The 1244-nt window shown below is 45.9% G+C and carries 1 protein-coding gene; it reads left to right on the top strand.

The window, feature by feature from the left end; translation table 11 throughout:
* On the top strand, positions 1 to 1244 hold a 1244-nt coding region (locus AC1DWN_RS33950), incomplete at both ends, for a M81 family metallopeptidase (protein ID WP_477563219.1).

The following is a 1244-nucleotide window of genomic DNA, read 5'->3' as shown; positions in this document are numbered from 1 at the left end:
GAATAAAGATGAATATATTAGTTGGTGGGATCCTACAGGAAGGAAACACATTCAGTCCATTAACGAGTACAATAGAGGATTTCAGACAGAACTTTTTTATTGAAGGGGATAAACTAAAGGAACCATCAACAATACATAACGAACTACTTGGATTTCAGCAAGTTATAGAAGAGCAGGGCGCGACATTGATTCCCACACTGTTTGCCAGCGCGGTTTCATCTGGCGGGATTTCCCGATCCTCCCTTGATTGGTTCAAGCAAGCTGTTGTTGAATGGATAGAGCGTGCTCCTGCAATAGACGGTGTATTGTTTGCATTGCATGGGGCACAAATTGCCGAAGGTTGTGAGGATCCTGAAGGAGAATTGCTAGTCGCAATTCGGGAGAAAATCGGTAAATCTATTCCTATCGTGATTACGCTTGACTCACATGCTAATGTCACTCAAAAAATGGTGGAACAGATTAACGGTCTAGTCGGATACCGCACGTTCCCACATGTAGATTTCAAAGAGACCGCATATCGTGCAGGCCAGCTTTTGTTCTCCATTCTGCGAGGAGAAGTGAAGCCTCATGTTACGTTGAGAAAAGTGCCGATGATTTTACCAGCTGAAAACCAGCAGACCTATAGCGGTCCGATGGCTGAATTATTAGAGGAAGCTGCGGAAGGGGAACGCTTGGGTCAATCCATCGTGACTTCTTTGTTTGCTGTACAACCGTGGCTGGATATTGCTGAGATGGGATTTTCTGTTGTTGTAGTAGGGGAAGATCAAGTGCGTAACGAACAAGAGTCATCGCGTCTAGCAAAATTAGCTTGGAAAAAAAGACGTGAGTTTGATGTCAGTCTATTTACTGTGCCCCAAGTACTTGCGATCCTCGCAGAACAGAAGCACAATGGTCCAGTCATCGTTTCCGATTCAGCAGATAGTCCGGGTGCGGGATCCCCTGGCGATAGCAACTTCGTACTTCGGGAGTTGCTGCATCATCAAGCAGAACAACGTTGGAAGTGTCTCCTTACGATGGTCGATGCGCAAGGGGTATCGGAAGCAATTGAAGCGGGAGTCGGCAGCTCTATTTCACTTACACTAGGGMATTCCATCAGCAAGGATTCGGGAACACCATTAAAAATACAGGGGATTGTTCAACGTGTTGGAGATGGGAAATTCCGCTTCGGAGAAGGCTTTCAAGCTAATTTAGTTGGTAATATGGGGCGAGCAGTTGTCGTTCAAATGGGCGGGATATCGTTGTTG

The sequence above is a fragment of the Paenibacillus sp. P4_A7 genome (assembly GCF_056402455.1).
Note: the sequence above shows the minus strand (reverse complement) of the source record. Positions and strands in the feature narration are given on the sequence as shown.